This is a genomic window from Calothrix sp. FACHB-168, assembly GCF_963889195.1.
Lineage (GTDB): Bacteria > Cyanobacteriota > Cyanobacteriia > Cyanobacteriales > Nostocaceae > Aulosira > Aulosira anomala_A.
Genome location: NZ_CAWPNJ010000036.1, coordinates 64,805 through 87,275, shown reverse-complemented (window position 1 = coordinate 87,275; position 22,471 = coordinate 64,805). Strand labels below are relative to the sequence as shown.

The following is a 22,471-nucleotide window of genomic DNA, read 5'->3' as shown; positions in this document are numbered from 1 at the left end:
CATCTCTGTCCGCGAATAGATAAAAATGACTTTTAACTCACAAAATCTTAGCTCAAATCGTAAATCTAAAACATTCAATAATCCAGAACGTTTTATAGAAGGTTGGTATTGGGCGATTCCTACCGATGATCTGCGGGTAGGTGAAGTAAAAGCTATTACTTTATTAGGTAGAGATTTAGTAATTTATCGCGGTAAAGATAGAAAAGCTGTCACTTTTGATGCCTACTGTCCCCACATGGGCGCGCATTTAGCAGATGGTAAAATTGAAGGTAATGGATTGCGTTGTTCTTTCCATCAATGGAAATTTGATCGGGAAGGATTTTGTGTTGATATTCCCTGTTTCGATGAACCCCTTCCTCTCAAATTAAAAGCTTGGCCTACCGCAGAAAAATATGGCATGATTTGGATTTGGACTGGGGAAGTTCCGCTACAACCTCTACCTTTTATTCCAGAGTTAGAAGCACAAGATTTTGATGTGACGATTATTTCTCAGTTTGTGACTAACTGCCATCCTCATGCAGTAATAATTAATGCAATAGATACTCAATATTTTAATACTCTTAAAAGAGTAGCAGCAGAAAATATTTTTGAACCACAAGAACTGAATCAATATGCTATTACCTTTACTAATAATCTACAAGGTAGAAAAGGTAATTATTTGGGTAAACTCATGCGTCCTTTTTATAAAAATGACCTGAATTATAGTGTTTGTTATTGGTATGGCAGTACAAGCATGGTAACATTTATACCTAATTCACTGCATTTGCATGTCATGTTTACCCTACGCTTAATTGCAGGAGGAAAGACTGAAGGATATACCCTATTGATGATGAAAAAACGTCAGGGAATGGTAGGTAAATTATATAATCGGCTTGTATTGTCGCTAGGTAAGGTTTTGAGTCAAGATTTTCTCAAAGTTGACGCTAAGATTTTTGAGAAAATTCAGTTTGATTTTAGAACACCTATTCAAAACGATCAAGCTATTATGCAGTTTATCAATCATTTAGAAAGACAGCCAGCTTTATCTTGGGGAACTTGGCAACAAGCAAGAACAAGCCGCGATACAGAAACCAGAGATAATAGGGATAAATGGCGGGATAATTTTAATGATTGAGTCAATGGTCAATGGTCATTTGTCAATGGTCAATGGTCAATAGTCATTTGTCAATAGTCATTATTAATTATGTTTGTTATCATCTTCGATTCACTTGTCTCTAGCCCCTAGTCCCTAGTCCCTAGCCCCTAGCCCTGACGTATTTTGTTGTTATTAATTTTTTACGTTAACATTTAAATAAAAAGAAGTGGCAGAGCCACTTCGTAATTCCCAGGTAGAACCTAGAGATGAGTATAACTATTCTAAAAACTGGAAATCGTATAAATAGACACTGATTAATTGTATCTAAAGAATTCAGTGCGATCGCACTAATACAAGCTCACCTTACCCCTGTTAGAGAATTACACATCAAACAACATCCCATCATCAATTTACTAACTGTACAATGATGCCTTGCAGCTAGGTAACAGAGAATAAAAAGCCTGTTAATCTAGTTCGTACATCTGTTTATGTTGGACGAGAAGCGCTTGATATTTCTCGTTTGTCTTGGCTTGTATCCACTTAACTTTGAAGATGGCTGCTGATTCGGCTTTAACTTCATCTACTTCATAGGGAAGAATTTCTTTTTTCTCCCCACTATCTGGCGCAGTTTTTTTATACTTTCTGCCGCTTTTATGATTAGCATAACGGCGGGCGCGAGTATAACCCATTTGCAAAAACTTACGTGCCATATCTGCACCAATAAAATCATCTTGCTCTAAATAAGCAAGGAAAATATCATAGATTTTTTCGCTGGATTCTCGCGCAATATCGGGATTTTTGAATCGCCAATAAGGTAGAATTTCTGATTTGTAAGGTTCTACCAAAAGTACACCTTGTTCGCCTTTCCCTACGCGATAAAGTTCAGGATGCTGGCGAAAATTGATGTTTGGGAAGTCTAAAGAATAATCAAAAGCCATTTTAAGAAGTAAAAAGTAAAAATTAAAAAGTAAAAAGTAAAAAGATAATCCCCATAAATAAATTTAGGCGCTTCGGGGCATGGCGGTGCCAGTGCCCCTACAATCAACGATAATTTTTACCTCACTAACTGGCAATCTGCTGTAAATTAGGGGCTGATATCTTTTTGATATTCGGTCTGTTTTTAGGATGAATCATAAACTTTCAATACAGAGTTAATCTTCTATCTTTGTAGGGAAAGTTTAATTACTTAGCTTCGCCAATTAACGTAAACGCCGCCCAAGCGCTTGGATTTGGATGCTGTTTCATGGTGACTAACATTGCTTGACGCAACGCCTGTGCTTTATCAGGATTTTTCTGTAACTGGCGGTAAAATTCCCCCATTAATAATGCTGAAGGACTATCGGGAATTGACCATAATGTAACAATCACACTCGGCGCACCGGCAGAAATTAAGGCGCGAGATAAACCAATGACACCATCGCCTGTAAGCTTACCTTGTCCGGTATCGCAAGCACTTAAAACAACTAATTCGGCGTTAATTTTTAAATCTAAAATTTCATTGGCAGTTAGCAAGCCGTTATCTTTACCATCAGGGGCGAGAGCGACTGCACCAGGGACACCCAAACCTTTAAAATCATCAAGTAAGCCGTGGGTGGCTAAATGAATAAATCTCGCTTGGGGTAATTTTTGAATGAAAGCGGCTTTGGTAGCATTTTTACCTGTGATGGCTTTGGTGTTTAACAGTTGTGCGATTTCTTTTGCTTCTTTTTCCGCACCTGGTAACGGAGTTAATTGTTGCGGTGCTTCGCCAACTTTGGGGGCAACGCTGGGCATGATAGGATTGCCCATAACTAGGGCTTGATTACCGGAAACTTTCTGCCGTTGTTTGCTAGTTAAATCTAAAACTTGAATTGCTGGGGCAGTGAGGATAGTGTGTTTTTCAATTAAATATTTACCTTGTTCATCTTGTAAGGCGGCGAAAGGGACAAGGAATAAAGATGATTGCGGTATAAATGTTACACGCTCATCAGGATTTTTTGGTAGCAAGTCAGCAATGGGATTAATTAGTAGTTGGTGAAGTTGTTGAAATCGTTGTTTTGCTAGGCTAGGATTGGGTTTGTAGCTGGACTCAAAAATACCCCGACTTCTGACGCCAATTGACTCGCGGCTGTTGGTGACTAATTTAGCTAAAGTTGTATTATATTTTTGACATAAAGGTTTAAGGTCAGTTTTGCGGAAAGTAACTTCACCAGTTGGTTTGATTACCCAAATGTAGAGTTCTGATTCTTTGGCTTCTAGTTTACTCTGAACTTTGAATTCATCAGTAATAATTGAATATTGCACGAGAGTAGTATTTTGTGATTTGGCAATTTGTTTAATCTCTGCAATATTTGGTGGCGTGGGGAATTGTTCTTTGGGATTAGCAGATAACCTCGAAGCAAGTAACTCCACAAAAGCCCGTCCCCGTCCCCGTTCGGATATTTCTAAAGCAGCATCAGTTTTATTTTGGGCAATGAGGACTTGTTGTAAAGTCTTATATATAATCCTTTGCGTTTCAAAAAATGAGACTTTCTCACCATCTTTTAAGTCTCGACCTCGGAGAGATTCCAAAACTTTAATGCCTGCAATTAGGGTACTCTCTGCTAAAGTGAGATTGTCTTGTTTGTAGTAAACAACTCCTAGATTATTCAGTCCTTTACCCTCACCTTCAAGGTTTTGAATTTCCCGTGATATCACCAACGATTGTTGTAGGTAGTTAATAGCTTGTTTGTAGTCTCCTAAGTCACGGTAGGCAACACCGAGATTTCCCAGTGAATTACCTTCACCTCGACGGTCTTTAATTTCTCGTGATATCGCCAAACTTTGTTGATGGTAGTCAATGGCTTTAGAGTAGTCTCCTAAGTCACGGTAGGCAACACCGAGATTTCCCAGTGTGTTACCCTCACTATCACGGTCTTGAATCGAGCGCGCGATCGCCAAACTTTGTTGATAGTAGTCAATGGCTTTAGGGTAATTTCCCAAGGAAAAGTAGGCATTACCGAGACTTCCCAGTACTCTTCCCTCACCTTGACGGTCTTTAATTTCTCGTTTAATAGCCAAACTTTGTTGATGGTAGTCAATGGCTTTAGGGTAGTCTCCTAAGCTATGGTAGGCAATACCAAGACGTCCCAGTGCATTACCCTCACTTTGACGGTCTTTAATTGAGCGCGCGATCGCCAAGCTTTGTTGATAGTAGTTAATGGCTTTGGGATAGTCTCCTAAGTTAAGGTAAGCACTACCGAGATTTCCCAGTGTATAACTCTCACTTCGACGATTTTGAATCGAGCGTGCTAAAGCCAAACTTTGTTGTAGGTATTCAATGGCTTTTGGGTAGTCTCCTAAGCTACGGTAGGCATTACCGAGACCTCCCAGTGCTTGACCCTCACCTTGACGGTCTTGAATTGAGCGCGAGATCGCCAACCACTTTTGATAGTAGTTAATGGCTTTTGGGTAGTCTCCCAAGGAAATGTAGGCATTACCGAGACCTCCCAGTGCTGCACCCTCAGATTGACGGTCTTGAATAGAGCGTGCGATCGCCAATACTTGTTGTAGGTATTCAATGGCTTTAGGGTAGTTTCCCAAGGAACCGTAGGCAATAGCGAGATTTCTCAGTGCCCAACCCTCACCTTGACGGTCTTTAATTTCCTGGTAGATAGAGAGTGCTTGTTGCCAAGACTGCAATGCTGCTGTAAATTGACTGGTTTGAAATTGCTTAAGACCTTGTTTTAACAGTCTTTCTGCTTCGGCTTTCCGCGCCTGTGGTGTTTGCGCCAGTACTTGTAACTCTCCCGGTGACGCCCAAAGGCTGAAAGTTATCGGCGTGGAAGCTGTAGCGATAACTAGGGCGAGGAAACTTAAACCAAGGTTGGGAAAACGCATAGGGAATTATGAATTATGAAGGATGAATTATGAAATTAAGATTGGGTGGGGAAGTAAGGGGGTTAAGTAATTAAGTTAAGCCGTTTGATGCAGGAATATGCTAAAGCGTTGGTGAATTTGGCTAAATTTTGGGAAAAATTAGCCGCAACACCAGCGTTATTTAATAGCTTATTACTCTATAGTTCTGAGCAGGGTGGGGGTTATGCAGTTTTGAGAGATGGGGCGACGGGGGGATGAGGAGATGCGATCGCTAAAATTGTCTACATCTAGGTAGTATCTAGCTTATAGTTTCAACCCCTAAGCTGACCCGAATTCAATAAACGACTACCCCGAATCAATAAACGACAACCCCAATTCAATGAACGACTACCCAAATTCAATAACGTCACATTGAAATCGGCACAAGGGCGGGGAAACCCCGCCCCTACCCGTCTATCACCTTTTTGTTTCAAATTGGTATGATGCCCAATGCCCCATGCCCCATGCCCCATGCCCAATGCCCAATGCCCAATGCCCCAAATTTAGCGTACAATTATTGTCCATCCTGCATCTGCTACCCCCCAACGCCCATGTATTGTGACTACCTGGTTCAAATTCTCACTGCCCGTGTATATGATGTTGCCCAGGAAACACCCTTAGAATATGCGCCAAATCTTTCTCGCAGGCTGAATAATAAGCTGTTGCTGAAACGAGAAGATATGCAATCGGTATTTTCTTTTAAACTGCGTGGCGCTTATAACAAGATGGTAAATCTGCCACCAGATTTATTAAAGCAAGGTGTGATTGCTGCATCGGCGGGAAATCATGCTCAAGGTGTGGCTTTGTCTGCTAGTCGTTTGGGAACTCAGGCGATTATTGTTATGCCTGTGACTACACCCCAGGTAAAGGTGGATGCTGTGAAAGCACGGGGGGGACATGTGGTTTTACATGGCAATACCTATGATGATGCTTATGCTTATGCCCGTCAACTAGAAGCGGAAAAGGGACTGACGTTTATTCACCCCTTTGATGACCCGGATGTGATTGCCGGTCAGGGTACAATTGGCATGGAAATTTTACGCCAATATCAACAACCGATTCATGCGATTTTTGTCGCTATTGGTGGCGGCGGACTAATAGCAGGAATTGCGGCTTATGTCAAGCGGTTGCGTCCAGAAATTAAGATAATTGGTGTGGAACCGGTAGATGCAGACGCGATGAGTCAATCGCTGAAAGCCGGAAAGCGGGTGCGATTATCCCAGGTGGGGTTATTTGCGGATGGGGTAGCGGTGCGGGAAGTGGGGGAGGAAACCTTTCACTTGTGTCAGCAATATGTAGATGAAATCATTTTGGTAGATACGGATGATACCTGCGCGGCGATTAAAGATGTATTTGAAGATACGCGATCTATTTTAGAACCTGCGGGGGCATTGGCGATCGCAGCTGCTAAAGCCTACGCCGAACGGGAGCAAATTGAGGGACAAACCTTAGTAGCTGTGGCTTGCGGTGCAAACATGAACTTCGACCGGTTGCGGTTTGTGGCTGAACGCGCCGAACTTGGGGAACGCCGGGAAGCGATTTTTGCAGTTACCATCCCAGAAGAAAGGGGAAGTCTGCGGAAGTTTTGTGAATGTATTGGCGATCGCAATTTAACTGAGTTTAACTATCGCATTGCTAGCGCCCAAGAAGCACATATTTTTGTTGGTTTGCAAATTCAAAACCGCGCCGATGCAGTCAAGATGGGCGAAACCTTTAAAGGCTGCGGTTTTCAAACTCTTGACTTAACCGACGACGAACTGACAAAACTACATCTGCGTCACATGGTAGGGGGACATTCACCGTTAGCAGAACATGAATTACTTTACCGCTTTGAGTTCCCCGAACGTCCAGGTGCGTTAATGAAATTTGTTGGTTCCATGAGTCCCAACTGGAATATTAGTATGTTCCATTACCGGAATAATGGGGCAGATTACGGAAAAATTGTCGTTGGTATTCAGGTTCCACCGCAAGAGATGACGGAGTGGCAGGCATTTTTAGATACTTTGGGGTATCAGTATTGGGATGAAAATCAGAATCCCGCCTACAAGCTATTTTTAGGGTAGAAACCACAAATTGTCCGGGAAAATTCTGGACTAAGGGACTTCCAAATAAAAAAATATACAACTATTTATTGTGGGGTGGGCGTCTCGCCCGCCCATAGTCAAAGGCGGGCAAGAATTCGGCGTGAGCGCTCAGTCGAACGCTGCCCACCCCACAAGATTGGATAATTTATTTCTTGGAAGTCCCTAAAGTCGCGATGAGGAATGTACAGCATATTTCAGGTAAATGAGGTACGCGCTTTGGGGCATGGCAGTGCCAATGCCCCTACAATTAACGATTATCTGTACCTCACCAACTGGCAATTTGCTATAAATTATTCATTCTTGTTGAGTAAGGATTCAAATTCGGCTTGTAAGGCGGTGAAATCTGCAACTCTGGCTACGATTAAGTTATCTCTGCCGGCATCGGTTAAGCGTCTTTTCCAATAGTTAATGCTGTCTGAGTTATGTAGCCAAAATTGAATTACTGTATCTACGACTCGATCTAGCTCCCATCCCCACTTTGTAGGGATTGTTTCTAGAGATTCTAAAAAAGCATCTAAGGTACAAATATGGCTTCCTAAATATTCTATACCTTGATGCGGTGATTGGCTCTGGCTCTGTTGTTGGTGATTAAAAAAATGTAAAACTGGAGATACTCCTACAATGTCAAAAGTATATTTCATTCCAGTCCTCCCGATTATTAATCGATTATATGAAAACTTGGTTTTAATAGCAATAATTATGTCTTAATTTTTCTGTTTTGGCATCCCTAAAAATGATGATTTTTGCTGATATTCTCTAAGTCAAAATTTAGTTACAAATTAGCACTCAAAGCCAGAGAGTGCTAATTTTTTAGCCGTTATATTGTGGACTTAATAAAGAGTTTTAAACATTAAATTATGGTTGTCACCTATCTTTAATAATTATTTAAGATTACTGGAGAATTATCCAGATAAGTCGAGCTAAGATGTCAAAGTCAACGCCGATGCAGGCGCAAATTGTCGCCAAGCCTGATTTCTGCATCTTTCGATAGAGGTAATTAAATCTACCCAACATGATATATTTCAAAAATTCATATCGCAGATGCTATGGCATGTCAAACTGTGAATCGTTGGGAAAATGGCAGAACGAAGCCGTTAACATGGGAGCATCCCAAATGTGCAAAAACGCCCTCACCCTATAAGGGTGGGGCTAGAAATACAAAGCCTGCCTACCCTTCGGGAACGTCTTCGACGAACGCAGGCTATCAAACTTTTAGCAAAAGAAGGCAGGCTTTGTTGGTATAGCAATACCCTTCTAGGGTATTGCGTCAAAATTGGGATGCTCCCGTTACCATTAGCTTTAAAACAGATTGAAGCAGTATTATATTCCTTGGGCGATCGCGGTGAAGATTTGCTAGCTAAGTATTTTTCCTCTGGGAGGAGTTAAGATTTTGCTCCCTGAGGTGAAAAGTAAGGTTGCTGAAAATGTTGAGATCAATCCTATTAATGGGCTGAAACAGTTCTACTTTTGGTTACCTCTATTCCCACAGGAGAAAAAATCATGACACTGCGATTTCTCTTACTCGCAGACAATTTACAGGATGCAACTGTTATTCAAGAAATGCTGGTGCATAGCAATCTGGATTATCAACTGCAGCAGGTGGGAAGTTACAGTGATTTTGAAACAGCGCTTTTTGCTGATGAATTTGACTTGATTTTGGCAGATTATACATTATCGCCAGCTCTAGAAATTGCTGCTAAATTACGTCCTGATGTGCCATTTATCTTTATTTCTGGCAGTTTGGGGGAAGAATTGGCGATCGCAGCTTTGCAACAAGGTGCAACCGATTATGTACTCAAGCAACGCTTAGAACGGTTAGTGCCTGCTGTGCAACGGGCATTAAAATTAGGTAAAGAACGCCGCGATCGCCAACGAGCAGCACAAGTTAAGGATGAACATGAGGAAGATTTACGCGCTATTTTTCACCTCACCCATGTGGGTATAGCGCAGGTAGATATAATTAGCGGGCGATTTTTGCGGTTAAATGCAGCTTATTGCCAAATTACGGGCTACTCAGAAGCGGAATTGCTGAGGATGACTGTTGATGATATCAATCATCCTGAAGATCGCGATCGCGATCGCCAACGGTTCATGGATTTTTTATCTGGCGCAGCTCCCGACTACCATTCAGAAAAACGCTATATACGTAAAGATGGTACTATCGTTTGGGTGTTGGCGACTGCCAATGTTATCCGCGATACCCAAGGGCGAGGGCTGCGTACTGTGGCTGTGATTTATGATATCACCGAGCGCAAGCAAATCGAAGCAGCACTGCGGCGTAGCGAAGAACGACTGCGAATCAGCCAAGAACTGTCTTTAGATGCATTTACGATTCTCGATGCGATGCGAGATGAAACTGGGGCGATTATCGATTTTGTTTGGACTTATGTTAACCCCAAAGCGGCGGAGATTCTGCAACATTCAGTGGAATATCTGCTCGGTAACCGTTTACTAGAAGTGCTTCCCGGTAATCGTCTGAATAGCGAATTGTTTAACCACTATGTGCGCGTGGTAGAAACTGGAGAACCGCAGGATTTGGAATTAAGCTACGATGCTGATGGTATTTGCGGTTGGTTCCGTAATATGACGGTGAAGTTAGAAGATGGGGTAGCAATTTTTTTTCATGAAATCACCGAACGCAAACAAACAGAACAAGCATTGCGGGACGCTGAGGAACGGTTGCGCGTAGCATTGCAAAATAAACCAATTACGATATTTAACCAAGATAGGGAATTAAAATATACTTGGATTTATAATCCGGTGCTGCACAAGCTAGAGGAAATGCTGGGTAAATGCGATCGCGATTTCTTAGCGCCAAAAGAAGCAGAAATACTAACAGCAATTAAACAGCAAGTTTTAGAAACTGGTATCGGTGCGCGGAAAGAAATTCAAATTACCAAGGATGGGAAGAATTATTATTACGATTTAACAGTAGAGCCTTTACCTCAGTCCGAAAACAGGCTTGCGGGAATTACCTGTGCAGCAGTTGATATTTCTGAACTCAAGCAAGCCGAAATTAACTTGCGTAAGAGTGAAGAAAGGCTACGATTAGCTATAGAATCAGCGCAAATTGGCACATGGGATGTTAATCTGCTCACAGGAAATGCTATTTGGTCAGAATTACTTTTTCAGATGTTGGGTTATGAACCAATAGCCACCGGGGAAGCGACTGAAGCTATGTGGTATAGTCGCATTCATCCTGATGATTTAGAGCGAGTTTTGCAAGAATGGCAGGAGTCTCAGCAAGAAAAAAGGCTATACCGCACAGAATACCGATTAATTCGGGCAGATAATCAGCAAATTGCCTGGATGACGGCTTTAGGAAGTTTTAGTTACGACCAAAACGGCAAAGCAGTGCGCTCAATTGGCGTGCTGTTAGAAATTAGCGATCGCAAACGGCGAGAACGGAATGCGGAATTTTTGACGGAAATCAGCCGCTATTTAGCTAAATCAGGAAATATAGATGATATATTAGCCAATATTACTAATAAAATAACTGTTTACTTCGATTTATCTCAGCTAACATGCTTAGAAATTAACGAAACAGGCGATCGCGGGCGAGCAATTTATGGGGAAGATACAACCAAAGAATATAGGTTAGCTGATGATTTGAGCAACAGCCAGATAGAAAATCTCCAATCTGGGGAAGTTGTTACCAACCAAGTACGCTCAGAGCTAATTTCACCTTTTATTAGGGATAAAAAGCTAAAATTCCTCCTAATTTGTCAGCGTCACCTAAACTCATGCTGGCGCACAGATGAAATTGAGCTAATCCAAGAACTGACTGGGCGCATTTGGCACAGAATCGAACGCGCTCACACCGAAGAAAATCTGCGGCGGAGTGAAGAAGAATTTCGTACCATTGCTAACGCCGCACCTGCCTTAGTTTGGGTTTGTTCGCCCAATGGCGAAATTCTGTTTTTTAACGATCGCTGGTATGAATTCACCGGACAAAGCCAGACACAAGCCTGCGGTTATGGTTGGACAACCGCAATGCACCCAGAGGATGCTGTACGCATTTTATCTTATTGGGAACAATGTCAAAAAACTGGCGAAACCTACGAAGGTGAAGTCCGCTATCGTCGTTATGATGGGGAATATCGCTGGCACGCTTTTCGCGCTTTACCACGCCGCGATGCTAACGGGCAAATTGAGGCTTGGTATGGTGTGAGTATTGATATCACTGCTCGCATCGCAGCTGAACAAGAACGAGAACGCCTAATTGCTCGCGAACGCCACTATATCAACCAATTACAGGGATTGAATCAAGCCGCATTAGCAATTAATTCTGCCCTGTCTGTAGAAGAATTATTACAAATTATTAACAACCAAGCAGCAGCAATTATTGGTACGCACCAATCTGCTACCACCATGATAATTGGTCAATATTGGGAACAGTCAATTCATGCAATGTACCTTTCAGATAAGTATGCAGCTTGGCGAGATTATGATGAACAACCCGATGGATCGGGGATATATGCGTATGTGTGCCGCATTAATCGCCCGATGCGCTTAACTCAAGCCGAACTAGAAGCACACCCACAATGGAAAGCATTCGGTAATCAAGCAAACAATCATCCGCCATTGCGGGGTTGGTTGGCAGTTCCCTTAGTAGGGCGCGATGGGCAAAATATCGGCTTAATTCAGCTATCAGATAAATGTGAGGGTGAGTTTACATATAACGATGAAGCGATTTTAGTCCAATTAGCGCAAATGGCCGCGATCGCAGTCGAAAACGCCCGCTTATACGCAGCCGAACAGCGAGCCAGAGCCGCCGCCGATGCGTCACGAGAAGAAGCTCAAGCCGCCAACCGCATCAAAGACGAGTTTTTAGCTGTGTTATCTCACGAATTGCGATCGCCCCTCAACCCGATTCTCGGTTGGGCAAAACTCCTGCAAACCCAAAAATTCACCCCAGAGAAAACAACCCAAGGTTTAGCGACAATCGAACGCAATGCCAAATTACAAGCCCAACTAATTGAGGATCTGTTGGATGTATCGCGGATTTTACGGGGCAAGTTAGTATTAAATATTTCTCCAATTCAGCTAGGATCGACTATTGACGCGGCAATTGAAACAGTACGTTTAGCAGCCACCGCCAAAGAAATCCAAATTTACACCCAGCTAGATAATTATGTTGGTACTGTATCAGGCGACTCTGCCAGAATTCAACAAATTATCTGGAATTTACTCACAAATGCAGTTAAATTTACTCCCCCAAAGGGGAAAGTAGAAGTATCTCTGCAACAGATAGATAATTTTGCCCAAATCCAAGTCAAAGATAACGGTAAAGGCATTAGTCCGGAATTTCTACCTGATGTATTTGACTATTTTCGCCAAGAAGATGGCGCAACCACCCGCAAATTTGGCGGATTAGGCTTAGGGTTAGCCATCGTCCGCCATTTAGTAGAATTGCATGGCGGTACAGTGGAAGCTGACAGTGCTGGTGAAAACTTGGGGGCGACATTTACAGTCAGGTTACCCCTGATGTCTAGCCAATCAACTGTAAATATACATCCTCGTTTATTGGAAATAGCGATTGATTTGAGCAAAGTTCAAGTCTTAGTAGTAGATGATGATACCGATAGCAGAGACTTTGTAGCTACACTCTTACAACAAGCTGGAGCCACTGTATATACAGCCGCCTCTGCGGTGGAAGCCTTGACAGCTTTAAGGCGATCGCTACCTGATATTTTAATTAGTGACATTGGAATGCCACAAATCGATGGTTATATGCTCGCCCAACAAATTCGCGCCTTACCACCAGAACAGGGAGGGAATATTCCTGCGATCGCCTTAACTGCCTATGCAGGCGAAATCGACCAAAAACAAGCGATTGCCGCAGGTTTTCAGCGACATATCCCCAAACCCATCGAGCCACAGCTGTTACTTAAAGCGATCGCACAGTTAATTCCCAAATTGCCATCCTAGAGACTTCTCGCAAGGGGGCAGGGGACAAAACTGTGTTCACAGTCAACAGTCAACAGTCAACCGTCAACCGTCAACCGTCAACCGTCAACAACTTAAACAGAATAATTTATTTTTTAGAGTTCCCTAAAACCTAAAAGCCAAAAAAAACCTCAGCTTAACTGCTGAGGAAAGGGGGAGAAAACCAAATAACGATGGGAGATACCGATACCGAAATCAAAATGAAAAATTTCCGCTAATAGCTAAAGCAATAACTTTTTGCTGTATTGTTTTATTTATTAACTTATGTAAACTAAATTAACAAAATTGTAACGATATGTCAACTAGCCTTGACAGTTAAAGATTAATAGCATTCATAAGAGGCACTTATCAGAAATATGAACGCAGCAGCAACGAGATTGAGCTTAAAAAATGAACTCCTGCAACGCATTGGCGAGTTAGGCTTACAGCAAAGCATATTTCCCTCAGCAGATGAAACATGCGATCGCCTCGTGCAACAATTAGAGAATATCAATCCATGCGATCGCCCACTCAGCATAGATCATCTTTCCACCCTATCTGGTGACTGGGAATTAATTTATGCTTCTCGCGGTACAGTAGTCACGCGCCGGCTAGTTTCCCTCAGAGGAATTGGCGCAAGAGTTAAAATTAAGCGCGTTTGGCAAAAATTAGTTGCAAGCCAAACCAATCAAATTTTCGCCGCCAACTGTGCTGAGTTCGATCTCCCATTGCTGGGAGAATGGCGCTTGCAAGCTGACGGCGTCTGGAGATGGGATCGAGATGAAAGGGATGCTAAGGTAAGTTTTGGGGCGTTTTCCGTACAAGCCACAAAGCTTTTAGGAATCTCCAACTGGAGTTTACCAGCATTAAAAATTCCGGTGCTGGAATCTATGCGAAAAGAAGCGCTGTGGACAACCTCTTACTTAGATTCACAAATCAGAGTTGGCAGAGGTGCAACAGGTAATTTATTTGTATTTCGCCGCCAAGAAGCGATGTTTAACTAAAATCGCTTCATCTCATAGACAATTAAATATGGGAGTTTGTATCTAGTTACTCAACCGCAGAAATAAAGAAAGTAGAAATAGCGGCGTAACCCACAAAGAAGATTAGAGCGCTAAACATATCAAGCTCCTATTATTACTCTAGTCATAGCTAATTATTGATGCTCATCATCATAAAACCATTTTTTAGCGATTGTATCTGCAACAAAGACTATTTTTGCTAATAAGTTTTTGTCCACAGTGAACAAAATTAGCCATTGAGAATTATACCTAAAGAATTACTGACAATTCTGTGCAGCTACCAGAGACTTTATCTAATTTGCTACCTGTTTGACTGCTGACTAAATTAACTAAAGAGTAGGATAGCAGCTAGGCATTGCAACTGTAGGATAAATATTTTTGGAGTGCAATTAGTTGGCAGATGAACATCGGTATAATTGAACCTTACAGTGATGGATTTATCGAAGTTATCCCAGATGGTGAAGGTAGCGACTATTGGCACATTGCAGCTATACACATCAATGGTAAAGCCTTTTGTCCTAGCCCTAAACTTTATCGTTCCGAAAAAATAGCCTTAGCAAAAGCAGCACAAATTTATGATTGGATAGCTGATAACGAGCAAGAAATCAGTGATTGGGGTGGCTACTGTGAAAAATTACAACTGATTCTCTGGTATCAACCAAAAGCGTCATAGTCTACCATTAGAGGTATGACTATCAAAGTGCGATCGCCTTTATTGTAAATCTGTAAAAGTGCGATCGTTTACATATTTTATTACCAAAAAATCTTAAAAAATAGTAAAAAAACAGGCTAGTAATTCTCATTATAAAAACACTACAGCAAACCGTTTAATAGTTACAAAAACCTATCCTCCTTGTCCCCCTTGTCCCCCTTGTCCCCCTTGTCCTCCTTGTCCCCTTTTGATTCATATATCAAATAAAATTTTTCTATCTCACCCTATCGGGAATTTACACATTTGCCCGCGTAATATTTATTTAGTTAATTTTCAACTTAATTTAAGATATGACTACTCAAGTCAAAAAAATCTGGCTGCTGAGTCTTACACTAGTTAGTTTTGGAATGCCACTATTATTTAAGTTGCATTCCTCTATATCAAAAGTGCCAAATGTTGCACCTCCCCCACCAAAAACCATCAGCTACGAACAGCGCACCTTACCGCAAAGCGTAGTGCATATCCTCTCAATTCCTACTGATAGCCGATTTCTCATCACACCTGCAATCTCAGATAAAGTAGCAACTGTAGATGAATTTAGCAAACAGCATCGAGTCAAAGCAATCTTAAATGCAGGCTTTTTCGATCCTGTTAATCAAAAGTCTACATCTCATGTCATGATTTCTGGGCGTGTAGTTGCAAATCCCCAAGATAACCCCAGACTTATAAATAATCCCAACTTAAAACCTTATCTCAGCAAAATTTTCAATCGCACAGAATTTCGTCGCTATCTCTGCGGAGAAACCGTCACTTACGATATTACCCCCCACAATGAATCACCTTTAGCTGGCTGTCAACTGCTTGATGCTGTAGGTGGAGGCCCCAATCTTTTACCAGAACTCACCTCAGAACAAGAAGGGTTTGTTGACAAAGTCAATGGACGAGATGCAATTGATAGTAATCGACCTAGTTCGAGAACTGCGATCGGGATTACTGATGATGGTAATATTCTCCTAGTCATGGTAGCCCAAAAACCCAATGTCCGACTAGCAAAATCGGGAATGTCTTTACCAGAATTAGCAGCTTTTATGCAAACTCTTGGTGCTAAAAAAGCCATGAATTTAGATGGCGGTAGTTCATCTTCTCTTTACTACAACGGTAAAACTTTTTATGGCAAACTAAATCTGGTACGCAAACCCATCAAGCGCCAGGTAAAATCAGTTTTATTGGTACAAGAGAATTAATCATAAGCAACCCTTGGTCAATAATCAAAGAGAATCAAAAATCAGAACAATGGAATTAATGTTATTGGCATAACTTTACATAATATTCAACATTATTACTGATGTGAAAATAAATCCATATCTAGGAAGCTATATAAGGTAGATTTATGGCATATTTATGAAATCCAGCATTTTCTTGAAAGTCGTGTTAATTCCTAGTTTAGCTGTATTAAGCTGCTTAACTACAGCACATACAGCCCTAGCCGATTATTTAACTAGTCAAGGTTCTGGAGGTAATTATCGTTATGAATTATGGTCTAGTGATGATAACGGTAGTTACTACTTAAAAATTTGGTCAATAGAAGCTAGTACCAACAGTAAATCCTACATTACAACTCCAAGTTTTGACTCTAGTAGAGAGGCTCTAATTTATTTTGATTGTAATTATGCTGAAAAAATTTTACCTGAATGTCCCCGCTAAAGATGATGCTATTCATTAGCTAATTTTTGATTCTAGATAAAAATGTTTTTCTACTTGACCCCTGCTTAATATCCAGCAAGGTAATATATATAATCCGGTTGCTTCATCACTTGCGAAACCTTATGAGTTGAACGCAACATAAACAAAATAGCAGCCGTGACTAAACCAATTACTGCACAATCAGGATTAATCAAATTTGCTAAAATGTAGCCCAAAGTTAAATTAAGTACCAACGCAGGAATAATACTTTTAACTACCATAGCTGCTTGATTCAGACTAAACAACAATATTGAATTTAATAAACCGATAACAAAAAATAAATAACCTAAGCAACCAAATAAAGATTGTAAATTTGTTTGTAAACTCCAACTTTCTGGCTTTAGCAAAAGAAACGTAATAGTCACACAAAGACTAAAAAATATCACAGTTAAGCCCACAGTTAACCAGTAGCGATAAGACAATTGACGATAAAATTTAGCCAGTTTTGTTACATTTAAGTTTTTCGAGTTTTTAAACCAATAACTAATAAAGCGATAACTTAAATATTCCACGAATGGAACCAACAAAAGAAAATTTATTAAAGCTAAATCCATAGCCTGTTGATAGTCAGCATGAATCGCAAAAACTAGCCCCGAAGCAGGATTTACAGCCCAACCAGCCACAATGCGATCGCCAAAAATAAAACTAAAATAAGCTATACCATAAAAAAAGTAAGGAGCTAATAAATATACCAGCGCACTCAAGCGAGGTAAGGGAACTTTTGTTGCAGTAGTTTGACTTGCTTTCTTATCTTTACCAAACCCAAAACCAACTAAGCAGATTACTACTAATAAAGTCGCAAACATACTAATAATTTGGGCAGTTAATGCATCTAAATTTACCCAAACTCTTAACAATACAAATAATCCACTTAACCCCAACATAATTATTGGCGTACACCAGCGTAATTGAATCCCCACGGCTGCTAACAGCATCCAGAGTAAACTCAAAACTAAATAATATACAGCAGCTAAAATTAAATATTCATCAGCAAACTGACCTTGATAAAAACCAAACCATAGCCCAAATAAACCTACAATAATACTAGTAGCTGTACCTAAATAAATAATCGGCAAACAAACTCTTCTAGCTTGTATTGGTTCGCCTAACTTCAAATAAAATTCTCCCCTCCGGCTAATCATCTGGACAAATCCCCCACTAATAGTCAGACTTGCCATAGTTGCCAGAGTAATTAGTGAAGCCAGTTCCGGAGGTAATAGCGGCGATTGATTATCTACATCGAGAGATTCTAACAGCAATATCAACAGCAAAGGTAGAGCAAAAACAAAACTTTGTGAGAATTGCTCAACAAAGATTTGCATTTCTTTCAACAAATTCCGCCAAAATTTTTTCTGCGGCTTGATGACTTTGGCTGCTAAAGAGAAGTTATGAGTTTCATAAACATACTTACCCAAAGATAAAGCATCACTAAAACCAAATTCCTGCTGAATAACTCTATCTGTATAACCTAACGATTCTATAATTGCCGTAACTTGCCAAAAATCAGCAGGTGCAGAACTAATTTCTTCAATAGCGCTAACTAACTCAGATAATTTATCATCTTTTGAAATCATAATTTTGTATTTACATCAAATCTGAGGAACACCATTAAGGGCACAATATTTTGTGCCCCTAAGATTATTTGTATCTCACAAATTGCCGCGAATTCAAAGCTAAATGTTTCTTAGCTTACATAGCTGAAACTGCTACTAGTAAGATTCAGACTATTAAATCCTTGAATAACTCCAATTAGCTCATCCTGACCACCAGTTTTTAAGTAAAGCGCACTATGGAAGCCCAACGACAAACTAAATGAAAGATTATTAATTCTATAGTTAGCGGCGCTACCAAAGAGTTGGATTTTATCACCATCAAAGGTACTAAAGTCTGTAATTAGAGCATAGTTACCTGTTCCTGATGTCAAATTATTTCCATCATCGTAGTAAGCCTTAGTTCTATCACCTAAGACAAATAAATCAGCTTGGCTACCACCAGTTAAGGTATCAATCGTTCCTCCACCAGGCAATATATCGTTGGGGTTTACACCAATTAGAGTGTCATTCCCTCCGTCACCAACTAATCGATCATTATTCCAACCACCGATGAGAGTGTCGTTATTTGAGCCACCAAATAACGTATCGTTACCAGCGTCCCCATAAATTAAATCATCCCCTAGACTTCCAAAAACGTTATCGTTACCATCCCCACCATAAACAACATCATTACCCTCTCTAGGATCTATGGTGTCATTACCGCCAAATCCGTTAATGATATCTTTACCGGCAGTACCTGTAAGGAAGTTACCAAAAGAGTCACCGTTAATCACATTATTAACAGTAACGCTAAAAGTATCATCAATAGTTTTACCGCCAGATGTACCACGCACAGTCACTTGTGCAGTACCAAATTGATTGGGTAAATATTGCAGAGTTAAAGAATTACCCACAATCGAAGCATTCACCAAGGTGCTATTGCTATTAGTGACAATCGACTTAGTAATTGCCGCAATGTCGTTATCTATATCAGTAAAGACACTACCTAAATTAATAACAGTATTGGCAGACCCTTCATCAACAACAACATCGGCAATTGGAGCAACCACAATTGGTGCATCATCTACAGGCGCAACATTGACTGTAAAGGTATCATCAACAGTTTTGCCATTTGATGTCCCAGTAATAGTAATTGTCGCAGTTCCAAATTGGTTAGGTAGATAATCCAGAGTCAAATTATTGTTAAGAATGCTGGCATTAACTAAGCCACTATTGCTATTTGCTTTAACTGTCTTGGTAATGCCAGTAACAGCGTTATCAATATCTGTGAAGACATTACTTAAATTAATTACAGTATCTGCTGCATCCTCAAGTACACTGACATCAGCAATCGGGTTAGCAACAGTTGGTGGCGCATCTACAACTAATCTCACCCTACCAGTATGTTGGGCAAGACCGTTAAAAGTCATCTCGACAATCTCACCGTTACGAGTCGTACTGCTTGCACCTTCGGTTACTACACTCAATGCACCGGGATTTTTGATATCTAAGACAACTTTACCTTCACCAAAGAAGGAAAATTCTAAATCTGTACCATTACCAACAACTGAAGTTAATTCGGCACGCATTGGTAGGTCAATAATCCGAGTCACATCATCTTGAGTTGTGCCCAAATTGATTGTAAATTGACCGCCATTACGTGGTAAAAATACCGTATCTTTATCGTAGGCATACCAACCATTGACACTTTTAATGGTTTGAGTGGGATCGATATTCAAACCAAAAGCGCCTACATCAGTAACTCCGGCAACAGTAGCAGTAATAGTATTTGCACTGGGATAATCAAGAGTTAATTGTGATTTCTCAAAAGTTCTAATGCGCTGGCTCAACTCCTCAGCCGTAATAAACTCTGTATTATCGTTGTATGCTCTGGCAATGAAATTAGTAAACATTGCTTGAGTGTAAGGCGAGCCTGAGTTATCCGTTGGATCTGTATCCCACACTGTTGGGCCATAATCATGCCAAGGAAAATGGATGATGGCTTGGGCTGCGCGATTTGTTAAGCCAGTGTATTCTTTGAGCCATTCTGCTTCCGCTTGTTGTGGTGTTAACTGGCGAAACTGCACCAGCGAAAAATCAAAGGACATGTTCGGAGCAAGATAAACATAATCCTTATTCTCCGGAAACAAAAAGCCAAAAGCATTAGGATAACCTGCACCCACACTTGCATAACCACCAGAAACATAGGATAAGTATTTCTGAAGCTCTTTGGAAACTCCTATACCTTCTGGCGCTCCGGGAATCGCAGCACCTGTAACGGTAATTCCTAATTGTTGCTCAATGACTAATTGTGATTGGTTAAATTCAAACTCCAACTTGGTAGCATATTGTGCATTAGTAAGAGTGGGACTTACAGGAGCCGATGCATTATTTTCTTTATATGTACTCTGATTTGTGTCTTCTGGGTGAGTGTAAGAGTGGGTACCAATTTCGTTTTGTAGAGCCAGCATCCGGTCATAGTAAGGCTTGGAGACAGTCCAATCAGTAAATTGCCCATTGGCTGGATTGTTACCGACGTTAATGTAGTATGACCCTACAAAGTTATAGTCATTTTTCCATTGCTCTAGAATTGGCAGCAGTTTATCGTAAACTCCTGGAGTGTTTCCATTTGGATTCACATCATCAGCTTCTTGAGACTGATCCATGTCATTGCGAGAAATAAAAATACTCGCATCCCGACTCATATTTAAAGCGACTTTGGGTTTCTCATCCAGAACAGCCCATTGCAATGCTTTCCACAATAAATTGTTATCCGCCATGAATCCCGGAGTACTAAAGTGGACATTTCTGCCTCCAGTTTCTGTGGCTAACACAGCATTGTCTTTCTGCCCATTGACCAGAAAATCTGCGAGAACTATGGGTGTTTTATTATCATTAGGATCAACATCACCATAAGTGTCATAGGTAATGTTATTGTAATTGCGAATTACCTCATCAGGATTGTACCCTTGCATCACTGGATGAGTAGTAATTTCAGCGTTGAGAACACCATTAACCGGTGTGGTGCTACCACCAGTTCTTTTCAGATTCAACAACTGCTCCATCCGGGTATAGGAATTTCCGGGTAAAGCATTACCGTTTTCATCGTTAGTTAAGAAATTTCCGGCGGTAATTAGACCAATGTTATATTGATAAACTGCCTTTGTGAGTGTCTCTTGAATGGCATCTAGTTTCGCCAGGGGTACATTTGCAAAGTAGGGAAATATTAGCGAATCATAATTGACAACTTTATTGATATCAGTTAAGTCATCCTCTGTGAGAATATCAAAGGGAATCCCTGCCTGCATCGCTTGGCTTTGCATCGACAAGAACAGTTGGTGATACGCTGTTTCGCTAAAAAATTGTTTCGCTGTAGTTGCAGAAAAAACTATACCTACTTTTTTACTCAGATCTGTTCTTGTTGGTAGATTTTGTGCCCCATATACTGTGTATTTTTGGGTAGCATAATCTCCCGGTATAAATGCCGTGTTATTAATATCCCCTAAAATATCAATTGCTTGTGGTACTGATGTTCCCAGATTCGATCCTGGTACGGCGAATTCAACTATTTTTTGATCGCTACTAAAGCCATAATCTAATGGTCTAATAGAATTTTCTCCGGCTGCTCCTGTGTAAAGATAGGGTAAGCCATCTGCTGCGAAGTTAACGTTATACTCTGCGCCCCCAGATGTACCAAATATTTGATAGCCTGTCGTAGAATTTCTATCTGTATTTAGCCATAATGTTGTGTTTGCACCTATCGCCAGGTTATCTGCCTTTAAGGCAAAAACATAGGCATCACCTGTATACTTCCCATAGATTTCAAATCCTTGTACTCCTGTTCCGGGAAGAAAATCTAATCTATCCTTTGCTGTCCAATCGCTGAGGTTACCATCGAGGGTAATATTACCGTAAGTTGTTGCTAGCTCTAATGTTCTAAGTTCTCCATCGATAAGGACACTGGTTGTATCATTCTCATTTTTCAATGCTGCTAGTTGAGTTGGCTTTAACTCTTTACCTTGAACTACTGCTGAAAAAATTGCACCTTCATCGCCCTGTGCATCTTGGCTATTTATTTGCGAGTCTATATAGTGTCCGAGTTCTTCTATTAATACATCGACACTTTCGGTAGAATCGTTTAACAGTGTTTTTGATAGATAAATTGTATTGTTGAAACTACCAAAAGCTCCTTTTCCTCCGTTTATTTCTGATGCCTCAACTATTTCAATGCTGGGTAAGCTGGAATAATTAATGATGTCGTCAATTAGCTTCTGAGCTTTTTCTTTATCCCAATTTTCACCAAATGCTAAATTCATTTTTTGTGAATAATCAGCAGAGGTGAAGAATTCACTAATGTTACCGATTGCTCTTTTGAGCAGTTCTTCTAGCTTGATTAGTTGCAGGTCATTAGACATGTGATTTGCTTCTCCAAGAGGTAGATTTTCGAGAAAAATTTATGGTGAAAATTGATATGTGATTTCGGCAGAAATATGTCTGCATTTCGGCAGCAATTGACCACTTGAACTTAAGGAGTCGTGTAAAAATAAGTTGAACAATTT

At 40.7% G+C, this 22,471-nt stretch carries 13 protein-coding genes; 8 read left to right on the top strand and 5 right to left on the bottom strand.

Translation table 11 applies throughout. The features are described 5' to 3' along the window. Positions 1-25: 25 nt before the first annotated feature. Positions 26-1,114: an aromatic ring-hydroxylating dioxygenase subunit alpha gene (locus tag AACW45_RS21920; protein ID WP_190634767.1), complete on the top strand. Its 1,089-nt coding sequence runs from the start codon at positions 26-28 to the stop codon at positions 1,112-1,114. Between the two features lie 425 nt (positions 1,115-1,539). Here the strand turns inward: AACW45_RS21920 and AACW45_RS21915 are convergent, their stop codons facing one another. Together AACW45_RS21915 and AACW45_RS21910 are read right to left on the bottom strand one after the other, a co-directional pair. Further along, on the bottom strand, positions 1,540-2,013 hold the full coding sequence (locus tag AACW45_RS21915; protein WP_190634765.1) for a DUF4385 domain-containing protein: 474 nt from the start codon (positions 2,011-2,013) through the stop codon (positions 1,540-1,542). A gap of 244 nt (positions 2,014-2,257) precedes the next feature. Beyond that, entirely contained in the window at positions 2,258-4,933 is a 2,676-nt protein-coding gene (locus AACW45_RS21910) for a CHAT domain-containing protein (RefSeq protein WP_190634763.1), read from the bottom strand. A gap of 84 nt (positions 4,934-5,017) precedes the next feature. Between AACW45_RS21910 and AACW45_RS21905 the strand changes: the two genes are divergently transcribed. Together AACW45_RS21905 and ilvA are read left to right on the top strand one after the other, a co-directional pair. Then, positions 5,018-5,170 (top strand): hypothetical protein, encoded by a 153-nt coding sequence (locus tag AACW45_RS21905; protein ID WP_190634761.1) that lies wholly within the window; start codon positions 5,018-5,020, stop codon positions 5,168-5,170. 332 nt (positions 5,171-5,502) lie between these two features. Next, positions 5,503-7,014, top strand: coding sequence for a threonine ammonia-lyase, biosynthetic (ilvA, locus tag AACW45_RS21900; protein ID WP_190634784.1), 1,512 nt, complete (start codon positions 5,503-5,505; stop codon positions 7,012-7,014). Positions 7,015-7,325: 311 nt separating this feature from the next. On the opposite strand, the gene AACW45_RS21895 is transcribed toward ilvA, so the two are convergent. After that, positions 7,326-7,676: a hypothetical protein gene (locus tag AACW45_RS21895; RefSeq protein ID WP_190634759.1), complete on the bottom strand. Its 351-nt coding sequence runs from the start codon at positions 7,674-7,676 to the stop codon at positions 7,326-7,328. Positions 7,677-8,535: 859 nt separating this feature from the next. On the opposite strand from AACW45_RS21895, the gene AACW45_RS21890 reads away from it, so the two are divergent. The 5 genes from AACW45_RS21890 (at position 8,536) to AACW45_RS21870 (ending at position 16,341) form a co-directional block, all read left to right on the top strand. Continuing rightward, a complete protein-coding gene (locus AACW45_RS21890) occupies positions 8,536-12,966 on the top strand; it encodes a PAS domain S-box protein (protein WP_190634757.1) in 4,431 nt (1,476 codons plus the stop codon). A 374-nt stretch (positions 12,967-13,340) separates the two neighbouring features. Continuing rightward, a complete protein-coding gene (locus AACW45_RS21885) occupies positions 13,341-13,967 on the top strand; it encodes a PAP/fibrillin family protein (protein ID WP_190634755.1) in 627 nt (208 codons plus the stop codon). 418 nt (positions 13,968-14,385) lie between these two features. Then, positions 14,386-14,658, top strand: a complete 273-nt coding sequence (locus tag AACW45_RS21880) for a hypothetical protein (protein ID WP_190634753.1) — start codon at positions 14,386-14,388, stop codon at positions 14,656-14,658. Between the two features lie 329 nt (positions 14,659-14,987). Beyond that, complete coding sequence (locus AACW45_RS21875) at positions 14,988-15,881, top strand: phosphodiester glycosidase family protein (protein WP_190634751.1); 894 nt, start codon at positions 14,988-14,990, stop codon at positions 15,879-15,881. Positions 15,882-16,038: 157 nt separating this feature from the next. Beyond that, the gene (locus AACW45_RS21870) at positions 16,039-16,341 is read left to right on the top strand and encodes a hypothetical protein (protein WP_190634749.1); all 303 of its coding nucleotides are present in this window, start codon (positions 16,039-16,041) and stop codon (positions 16,339-16,341) included. A gap of 65 nt (positions 16,342-16,406) precedes the next feature. Here the strand turns inward: AACW45_RS21870 and AACW45_RS21865 are convergent, their stop codons facing one another. Then, positions 16,407-17,954 carry a hypothetical protein gene (locus AACW45_RS21865; RefSeq protein WP_190634747.1) on the bottom strand — a complete coding sequence of 516 codons (1,548 nt, stop codon included), beginning with the start codon at positions 17,952-17,954 and terminating at the stop codon, positions 16,407-16,409. A gap of 110 nt (positions 17,955-18,064) precedes the next feature. Beyond that, positions 18,065-22,327 carry a polysaccharide deacetylase gene (locus AACW45_RS21860; RefSeq protein ID WP_190634744.1) on the bottom strand — a complete coding sequence of 1,421 codons (4,263 nt, stop codon included), beginning with the start codon at positions 22,325-22,327 and terminating at the stop codon, positions 18,065-18,067. Between the last annotated feature and the right edge of the window lie 144 nt (positions 22,328-22,471).

Bases quoted from the DNA above. Each gene is read 5' to 3' on its own strand.
- AACW45_RS21875 (WP_190634751.1), top strand. From the start codon at position 14,988: ATGACTACTCAAGTCAAAAAAATCTGGCTGCTGAGTCTTACACTAGTT.
- ilvA (WP_190634784.1), top strand. From the start codon at position 5,503: ATGTATTGTGACTACCTGGTTCAAATTCTCACTGCCCGTGTATATGAT.
- AACW45_RS21865 (WP_190634747.1), bottom strand. From the start codon at position 17,954: ATGATTTCAAAAGATGATAAATTATCTGAGTTAGTTAGCGCTATTGAA.
- AACW45_RS21890 (WP_190634757.1), top strand. From the start codon at position 8,536: ATGACACTGCGATTTCTCTTACTCGCAGACAATTTACAGGATGCAACT.
- AACW45_RS21910 (WP_190634763.1), bottom strand. From the start codon at position 4,933: ATGCGTTTTCCCAACCTTGGTTTAAGTTTCCTCGCCCTAGTTATCGCT.
- AACW45_RS21885 (WP_190634755.1), top strand. From the start codon at position 13,341: ATGAACGCAGCAGCAACGAGATTGAGCTTAAAAAATGAACTCCTGCAA.
- AACW45_RS21920 (WP_190634767.1), top strand. From the start codon at position 26: ATGACTTTTAACTCACAAAATCTTAGCTCAAATCGTAAATCTAAAACA.
- AACW45_RS21860 (WP_190634744.1), bottom strand. From the start codon at position 22,327: ATGTCTAATGACCTGCAACTAATCAAGCTAGAAGAACTGCTCAAAAGA.
- AACW45_RS21915 (WP_190634765.1), bottom strand. From the start codon at position 2,013: ATGGCTTTTGATTATTCTTTAGACTTCCCAAACATCAATTTTCGCCAG.
- AACW45_RS21870 (WP_190634749.1), top strand. From the start codon at position 16,039: ATGAAATCCAGCATTTTCTTGAAAGTCGTGTTAATTCCTAGTTTAGCT.
- AACW45_RS21880 (WP_190634753.1), top strand. From the start codon at position 14,386: ATGAACATCGGTATAATTGAACCTTACAGTGATGGATTTATCGAAGTT.
- AACW45_RS21895 (WP_190634759.1), bottom strand. From the start codon at position 7,676: ATGAAATATACTTTTGACATTGTAGGAGTATCTCCAGTTTTACATTTT.